This is a genomic window from Cryobacterium sp. (genome assembly GCF_025463825.1).
GTDB lineage: Bacteria > Actinomycetota > Actinomycetes > Actinomycetales > Microbacteriaceae > Cryobacterium.
Genome location: NZ_JAODBG010000098.1, coordinates 1 through 8,300, shown reverse-complemented (window position 1 = coordinate 8,300; position 8,300 = coordinate 1). Strand labels below are relative to the sequence as shown.

Here is an 8,300-nt window from a genome sequence, read left to right as displayed (position 1 = left end):
TTCGGCGGCCATAGCAAGAGGGAAACGCCCGGTCACATTCCGAACCCGGAAGCTAAGACTCTTTGCGCCGATGGTACTGCAGGGGGGACCCTGTGGGAGAGTAGGACACCGCCGGACTTAACTTAGTCAAAATGGCCACCCATTCGGGTGGCCATTTTGCGTTAACGTACGCTGGAGATGTAGTCCGGTACGTCAGCCACACCTACAGGAGATAAACAGTGACCCCCACGGAACGCAACGGGAACGACGCACGCGATAACGGAAGCGGCGACCGTCGAACCGGCGGCTACCAGGGTGGTCGCGGAGGGTCGGACCGGCCCCGCCAGGACGGCGCTCGACCGCCGTACCGTGGAAACACCGGCGGCAACGACCGTCCGCAGCGCGATGGTGAGCGACCTTCCTATCGCGGCAACACCGACCGCCCGCAGCGTGATGGTGAGCGTCCTCCGTACCGCGGCAACTCGGATCGCCCGCAGCGTGATGGTGAGCGTCCTCCGTACCGCGGCAACTCCGACCGGCCCCAGGGTGGCGAGCGGGCACCGTACCGCGGCAACAGCGACCGTCCCTCTTATAACTCCGACCGTCCTCAGCGCGATGGTGAGCGTCCGGCGTACAAGGGCAACTCGGATCGTCCCCAGCGTGACGGAGAGCGTCCTCCCTACCGTGGCAACAGCGATCGACCCGCGTACAAGGGCAACTTGGATCGCCCCCAGCGTGACGGAGAGCGTCCTCCCTACCGCGGGAACAGCGAACGACCCGCGTACAAGGGCAACTCCGACCGGCCCCAGCGTGATGGCGACCGTCCGTCGTACCGGGGCAACTCCGACCGCCCCGCGTACAAGGGCAACAGTGATCGCCCGCAGCGCGACGGCGACCGCCCCGCGTACAAGGGCAACAGCGACCGTCCGGCCTACAACTCGGACCGACCCGCGTACAAGGGCAACTCTGATCGCCCGCAGCGCGATGGTGACCGTCCGGCGTACAAGGGCAGCAGTGACCGTCCCGCGTACAAGGGCAACTCTGATCGTCCGCAGCGCGATGGTGACCGTCCGGCGTACAAGGGCAACAGCGACCGTCCCGCGTACAAGGGCAACTCCGACCGCCCGCAGCGCGACACCGAGAACAAGCCGTGGCTGAAGGACAGCGCCCGCGGCGGATCGCCGACCCGCGCCGGCGCCCCGCGCGACGCCGGCAAGAAGCTGTGGACCCGCGAAGGCGCCCCCGCCCGCGGTGACCGCGACGCCCGCGTCGTCGAAGAGGAGATGACCGAAGAGCAGCGCATGCAGCGCGAGCTGCGGTCGGTGCGTCCGCGTCACGACGACCCCGAGCTGCCCGACGACATCACCGCCGACGATCTCGACCGCATCGCCCGCAATGAACTGAAGACCCTCACCAAGGACAACGCCGAGGCCGTCGGCCGCCACCTGGCCATGGCCGCGCGAGTGATCGACGAAGACCCCGAGCTGGCCCACCGCCATGTGATGAGCGCCGCCCGCCGCGCCGGCCGCATCGCCGTGGTGCGCGAAAGCCTGGCCATCACCGCGTACGCCACCGGCGACTTCGCCCTGGCCCTGCGGGAACTGCGCACCTACCGTCGCATCTCAGGTTCCAACGCCCAACTTCCCCTCATGGTGGACAGCGAACGCGGCGTCGGCCGCCCCGACCGCGCCCTGGAGCTCGGCCGTTCGGTCGACCGCTCCACCCTGCCGGCCGGCGTACAGGTGGCCCTGGCCATCGCCATGTCGGGCGCGCGTCTCGACCTGGGCGAGACCGAGGCTGCGCTGAACGAACTCGAGATCGCCCAGCTCGACCCGAAGACGGCCTACTCCTACAGCTCGGAGCTCTTCGCCGCCTACGCCGAGGTGCTCGAAGAACTCGGCCACACCGACGAGGCCGAGGTCTGGAACGAACGCGCCTCCCGCGCCGACGCCGCCCTGAACGGTGACGTCGACGAGACCATTGAGATCGTCGAGCTGGACGACGAAGAGTTCGACGAGGACGACGAGGACGCCGACGCCGAAGGCAACGACGACACTGCCGACGACGACGACACCGCGGACGACGACGACACGGCGGACGCAGACAACGCCGACGTGCCCGACGAGCTCGAGGTCGCCGACACCACCATCACCGACACCGAGGACATTGCTTCGCCCGATGACGAATCGACCGACGAATCAACCAGCGAGCCCGACCGATCGACAGAGTCGACCGACCGCGCCACGAGCGTGGACGAAGATCCTGAGACGACGCCCGTTGACTGAGCCGGCCACCCCGCTGGCCGGCATCGACGTGGTCCTCGCAGACCTCGACGGCGTCGTCTATGCCGGCCCGCATGCCATTCCGTTCGCGATCGACGGCCTCAACAAGGCCGCCGAGAGCATCCGGGTGGGCTACATCACCAACAATGCGTCCCGTACGGATGCCTCCGTCGCCGGCCACCTCACCGACCTCGGCCTGACCGTGGCACCGTCCGACGTCGTCACCTCGCCGCAGGCCGCCATGCGGCTGCTCGTGGACCAGGTGCCGGCCGGTTCGCGCATCATGGTCGTCGGCGGCGACGGCCTCGTCGACGAACTGCACAAGCACGGCTTCGAGGTCACCCGGTCCGCCGAGGATTCTCCGGCCGCCGTGGTGCAGGGCTTCTCGCCCGACGTCGGCTGGACCCACCTGGCCGAGGCCTGCTTCGCCCTCAACGCCGGCGTCACACCCGACGGCGAGTACGCCGGCATCCCGTGGATCGCCACGAACACCGACTGGACCATCCCGCAGGCCCGCGGCATCGCGCCGGGCAACGGCACCCTGGTGTCGGCGGTGCACACCGCCGTCGGCCGTCTGCCGCTGGTGGCCGGCAAGCCGGAGATCCCGATCTTCCTCGAGGCGATCAAGCGCTTCGATGCCACCGCTCCACTCTTCATCGGCGACCGGCTCGACACCGATATCCTCGGCGCCAACCGCGCCGGGATCCCGGCCGTGCTGGTGTTGACCGGAATCGACAAAGCCAAGCAGGCCCTCGCGGCTGGCCCGGAGGAGCGCCCCACGTTCATCCTGGATGACCTGCGCCAGCTGCACGAGCCGTACCCGGAGACCGTGTTCTCCAAGGACAAGTCCCAGGCCACCGTCGACGGCGCCTCGGTGCGGCTGAGCGGCGCAGACGTGCAGATCGTGGCCGTGGGCGACGACGGCATCAACCTGTTGCGGGCCGCGTGCGCCGTGATCTGGGCATCCGGCCGGCCGATCTACGGGCTGAACGTTCCGGAGAGTCTCTATCTCGGACGGTAGCCTAGGAACCGTGACTGCAGACGGAGTAGACGAGGCACGGCCGACGCCCGGACGACCGGGGCCGCGCCCCACGCCGTCTGCACCGACGCCACCGCATCTTGCCGCGACGGCACACCCGGACCCGGCCGAGTTCGCTCAGCCCGTGCTCGACGGCGAGCTGACCGCCCGCATCGCGGCCGTCGAGGCCCTGCCCCTCGCGGAGCGGGCTGCGGCGTACACCCAGCTGCACGACAGCCTGCGCGACCACCTTGAAGGTGGCGACGTGCCCCGATCGAAGGCCGAATGACCACCACGAGCACGCCAGAGCCCGACCCCGACCTGGGGAACCAGCACGAGGACCAGCCGGCACCACAGCGGCCCGCGCCGCAGCCGACGAGCGTGCCGGTGACTCCGCCGGCCGCCCCCGCCGCCGAACCTGCCGTCTCACCGACGGGGGAGCAACGGCTGGATTCCGCCCTGTTCGAACGCGGCCTGGTGCGCTCCCGCACCGTCGCCGCCCGGCTCATCGCCGAGGGCCTGGTCACCGTCGACGGCAGCCCCGTCGTCAAGGCCTCCGCCAAGGTGCGCGAGAATCAGGTCATCGCCGTAGCCCCCACCGACCACTACGTCAGCCGCGGTGCCCACAAGCTCGTCGCCGCCCTCGACGCGTTCGAGCTGCCCGTCACGGGTCGTACCGCGATGGATGCCGGCGCCTCCACCGGGGGCTTCAGCCAGGTGCTGCTTGAACGCGGTGTGGCCCGGGTCATCGCCGTCGACGTGGGCCACGGCCAGCTCTCACCCACCATCAGGGCTGACAAGCGGGTCGTGCTCGTCGAGGGTTTCAACCTGCGTTACGCAACCGCCGAGACCATCGCGGGCGCCTCCGGCGTGACCGACCGCCCGGACCTCGTCGTGGGCGACCTCTCCTTCATCTCCCTCACCACCGTGCTGCCCGCACTCGTCGCCACCGCGTCGGTCGGCGCCGACTTCGTGCTGCTGATCAAGCCGCAGTTCGAGGTGGGCCGCGGCGGCATCCGGGAGGGTGTCGTGCACAACCCGGGGCTCCGCGCCGACGCCGTCTCCGGGGTGCTCTGGGCCGCCTGGGACCTCGGCTTGAAGGTGAACGGCCTGATCGCATCCCCGATCGCGGGCGCCGCCGGCAACCACGAGTATCTCGTGTGGCTGAGAAGGAAAACCGGCAGCAATCCGACAGAATGGATCGACCGGATAACCGCACTGGTGGGAGCGTGACGAGCATGACCGCAACGCCCAGGCACATCCTCGTCGTCGCCCACACGGGCCGGCAGGACTCCCTCGAAGCGGCGGCCACGGTGTGCGAGCAGCTCATCGCCGCCGGCGCCGTGCCGGTGCTGGCCGCCGACGAACGCGCCGACCTGCTGGCGTCCTGCCCTCAGCTGAACGGCAGCATCGCCATCCTGGGCGAAACCGTGCACGCCACCGACCTGGAGCTCGTGATCGTGCTCGGCGGCGACGGCACCATCCTGCGCGCCGCCGAAATCGTGCGCGGCTGCTCCGCCCCGCTGCTGGGCATCAACCTCGGCCACGTCGGCTTCCTTGCCGAAAGCGAACGCGACGACCTCGGCGAGGCCGTGCGCCGCGCCCTGTTGCGCGACTACCTCGTCGAAGAGCGAATGGCCCTGTCGGTGCGGGTGAAGGTGGACCAGGAAGTCGTCTACGAGACCTGGGCGCTCAACGAAGCCACCGTCGAAAAGGGCAGCCGGCAGCGGATGATCGAGGTGATCATCGAGGTCGACGGCCGGCCGCTCTCCGCCTTCGGCTGTGACGGCGTGGTGCTGTCCACCCCTACCGGGTCGACCGCGTATTCATTCTCCGCCGGCGGTCCCATCGTCTGGCCCAGCCTGGACGCCCTGCTGCTCGTGCCGCTGAGCGCCCACGCGCTCTTCGCCCGGCCGCTCGTGGTCGGCCCGGACTCGTCTCTGGCCGTTGAGGTGCTCGCGCGCACCGAAAGCACCGCGGTGCTCTGCGCCGACGGCCGCCGCGTCTTCGACCTGCCGCCGGGCGCGCGCGTGATCGTGCGCCGTTCCCCGGTGCCGGTGCGCCTGGCCCGCCTGCACAGCGGCCCGTTCACCGACCGCCTGGTGAACAAGTTCAACCTGCCCATCACGGGCTGGCGGGGCCCGGTTGGCCGGGAATGAGGCGCTGACATGATCGAAGAACTGGTGATCCGCGACCTGGGTGTCATCCGTGAGGCGACCCTGCCGCTGGGCCCCGGTTTCACGGCCATCACCGGCGAGACCGGTGCCGGCAAGACCATGGTGGTCACCGCGCTCGGCCTGTTGCTGGGCGAACGCGCCGATCCCGGCACCGTGCGGGCCGGCCAGCCGCAGAGCTGGGTGGAGGGCCGGTGGTTGATCAATCCCGACGGACCCGTCGCCCAGCGGGTGCGGGACGCCGGGGGAGACCTCGACGGCCTGGAGCTGTTGCTCAGCCGCTCGGTCTCGGCCGAGGGTCGCAGCCGCGCCGTCGTCGGCGGCCGCAGCGCCCCCGCCGGGGTGCTCGGCGACCTCGGCGGCGACCTCGTCGTCGTGCACGGCCAGTCCGACCAGGTACGCCTGCGCTCCGCATCCGCCCAGCGCGACGCCCTCGACCGGTTCGCCGGCGCCGAACTCACCGAGGTGCTCACCGACTTCCAGCACGCCTACCACCGCTGGCACGCCAACCAGACCGACCTGGACCTGCTCGTCACCGAGCAGGACCGCCGCGCGCGCGAAGCGGAAGACCTGCGCCTGGCGATCGCGGAGATCGAAACAGCCGCCCCGCAGCGCGGCGAAGACGACGAACTCGCCAGCCGGGCCGAACGGCTCGGCAACCTCGAGGAACTCCGGCTCGCCGCCGCGCAGGCTCGCGAACTGGTCTCCGCCGAGGAGAGCACCGACGACACCCCGGATGTGGTGGCCCTGCTCGAAGCCGCCCGTCGCCAACTCGAGAAGGTGGCCGGCCACGACCCGGTGCTGCCGCCGCTGGCCGAAGCCATCGCCGATGCCGGGTTCATCGTCGCCGACATCGCCGCGCAACTCTCCAGCTACCTCGCCGGCCTCGACGCCGACGGCGCCCGGGAACTCGAGGTGGTGCAGGAACGCCGCGCCGAGCTGTCCGTGCTCTCCCGCAAGTTCGCGGGCGGCCTCGACGAGGCCATCGACTTCCTAGACACCGGCAGCAGCCGCCTGGTCGAACTCGACAGCGACTCCGACCGGATCGAGGCCCTCCGCGCCGACACCGCCGCCGACCACGACCTCGTGCAGCGCCTCGCCGACCAGCTCACCGGCATTCGCGCCGCCGCCGCCGCCGCCCTCGGCACCGCCGTCACCACCGAACTGGCCGCGCTGGCCATGTCGAACGCCCGCCTCGTCGTCGAAGTCGACCGGCAGGACGTCGTGACCGCCACCGGCCACGACGTGGTGCGCATCCTGCTTCAACCGCACGCCGGCGCGGAACCGCGTACCCTGGCCCGCGGTGCCTCCGGCGGTGAGCTCTCCCGGGTGATGCTCGCCATCGAGGTGGTCATCAACGCGACCGACCCCGTACCCACCTTCGTGTTCGACGAGGTCGACGCCGGCGTGGGCGGCGCCGCCGCGATCGAGATCGGCCGCCGACTCGCCCGGCTGGCCGAAACCGCGCAGGTGATCGTGGTCACCCACCTGGCCCAGGTGGCAGCCTTCGCCGGCAACCACCTCAGCGTGGTGAAGGACAGCGACGGCTCGGTCACCGCGAGCAGTGTGCGCCAGCTCGCCGGCGATGCGCGCGCTGCCGAGATGGCCCGGCTGCTCTCCGGCCTGCCCGATTCGACGAGCGGCCTCGAGCACGCCCGCGAACTGATCGAGCTTGCCCGCACCACTCGCTCCAACTGAAGGCCCCCGCTAGGTGATAGGATCGAAGCCCGTGGTGAACAATATAAACGCGGACAAATCAGACGACATTACGAAGCACATTTTCGTGACCGGTGGTGTCGTTTCTTCATTGGGTAAAGGCCTGACGGCGGCAAGCCTCGGCAACCTGCTCACTGCTCGCGGACTGCGCGTTGTGATGCAGAAACTCGACCCCTACCTCAACGTCGATCCTGGAACGATGAACCCGTTCCAGCACGGCGAAGTCTTCGTCACCGACGACGGCTCCGAAACCGATCTCGACATCGGCCACTACGAGCGATTCCTGGATATCAACCTCACCCAGGCGGCGAACGTCACCACCGGTCAGGTGTACTCGCAGGTCATCGCCCGGGAACGCCGCGGCGAGTACCTCGGCGACACCGTGCAGGTCATCCCGCACATCACTGATGAGATCAAGCGCCGGATGCGCCTGCCCGCCGAAGGCAAGAACGCTCCGGACGTCATCATCACCGAAATCGGCGGGACAGTGGGCGATATCGAATCGCAGCCGTTCCTCGAATCGGCCCGCCAGGTGCGCCAGGACATCGGCCGCACCAACGTCTTTTTCCTGCATGTCTCCCTGGTTCCGTACATCGGACCGTCCCAGGAACTGAAGACCAAGCCAACCCAGCACTCCGTCGCCGCATTGCGCTCGATCGGTATCCAGCCCGAAGCGATCGTTATCCGCTCGGACCGTGAAGTGCCGGACGCCATGCGGGAAAAGATCGGCCGGATGTGCGACGTCGACATCGACGCCGTAGTCAACGCAGCCGATGCGCCCAGCATCTACGACATCCCCCAGACCCTGCACACCCAGGGCCTTGACTCCTACATCGTGCGTGCCCTGGATCTTCCCTTCAAGGACGTGGACTGGACCAGCTGGGACAAGCTGCTTGAAGCCGTCCACAACCCCAAACACCACGTCGAAATTGCCCTGGTGGGCAAGTACATCGACCTGCCGGACGCCTACCTGTCCGTGACCGAGGCCCTGCGCGCCGGCGGTTTCGCCAACGACACCAAGGTCAAGATCCGCTGGGTCCCCTCGGACGAATGCGAAACCCGCGAAGGCGCCATCCAGGCCCTCGACGGCGTCAATGCCATCTGCGTGCCCGGCGGCTTCGGCATCCGCGG

The 8,300-nt window shown here is 69.3% G+C and carries 7 protein-coding genes and 1 rRNA gene; all 8 read left to right on the top strand.

The genetic code is table 11. From position 1 onward, the window contains the following. Positions 1 to 117, top strand: a 5S ribosomal RNA gene (rrf, locus tag JWP54_RS12165). A gap of 581 nt (positions 118 to 698) precedes the next feature. Continuing rightward, entirely contained in the window at positions 699 to 2,264 is a 1,566-nt protein-coding gene (locus JWP54_RS12160) for a hypothetical protein (RefSeq protein WP_297372417.1), read from the top strand. Continuing rightward, complete coding sequence (locus JWP54_RS12155; protein WP_297372412.1) at positions 2,257 to 3,282, top strand: HAD-IIA family hydrolase; 1,026 nt, start codon at positions 2,257 to 2,259, stop codon at positions 3,280 to 3,282. Before JWP54_RS12160 ends, JWP54_RS12155 begins: the two co-directional genes overlap by 8 nt. 142 nt (positions 3,283 to 3,424) lie before the next feature. Continuing rightward, positions 3,425 to 3,568, top strand: a complete 144-nt coding sequence (locus JWP54_RS12150) for a hypothetical protein (protein ID WP_297372408.1) — start codon at positions 3,425 to 3,427, stop codon at positions 3,566 to 3,568. Beyond that, entirely contained in the window at positions 3,565 to 4,512 is a 948-nt protein-coding gene (locus tag JWP54_RS12145; protein WP_297372405.1) for a TlyA family RNA methyltransferase, read from the top strand. The genes JWP54_RS12150 and JWP54_RS12145 overlap by 4 nt, the downstream gene beginning before the upstream one ends. Positions 4,513 to 4,517: 5 nt before the next feature. Next, entirely contained in the window at positions 4,518 to 5,438 is a 921-nt protein-coding gene (locus JWP54_RS12140) for an NAD kinase (protein ID WP_297372402.1), read from the top strand. A 9-nt stretch (positions 5,439 to 5,447) separates the two neighbouring features. Beyond that, positions 5,448 to 7,151 carry a DNA repair protein RecN gene (gene recN / locus JWP54_RS12135; RefSeq protein ID WP_297372399.1) on the top strand — a complete coding sequence of 568 codons (1,704 nt, stop codon included), beginning with the start codon at positions 5,448 to 5,450 and terminating at the stop codon, positions 7,149 to 7,151. Between the two features lie 31 nt (positions 7,152 to 7,182). Beyond that, the coding region (locus JWP54_RS12130; protein ID WP_297372396.1) for a CTP synthase at positions 7,183 to 8,300 on the top strand (1,118 nt) is incomplete at its 3' end.

What these genes read in the sequence shown, in the direction of transcription:
- JWP54_RS12145 (WP_297372405.1), top strand. Translation starts at nt 3,565, where the DNA reads ATGACCACCACGAGCACGCCAGAGCCCGACCCCGACCTGGGGAACCAG.
- JWP54_RS12140 (WP_297372402.1), top strand. Translation starts at nt 4,518, where the DNA reads ATGACCGCAACGCCCAGGCACATCCTCGTCGTCGCCCACACGGGCCGG.
- recN (WP_297372399.1), top strand. Translation starts at nt 5,448, where the DNA reads ATGATCGAAGAACTGGTGATCCGCGACCTGGGTGTCATCCGTGAGGCG.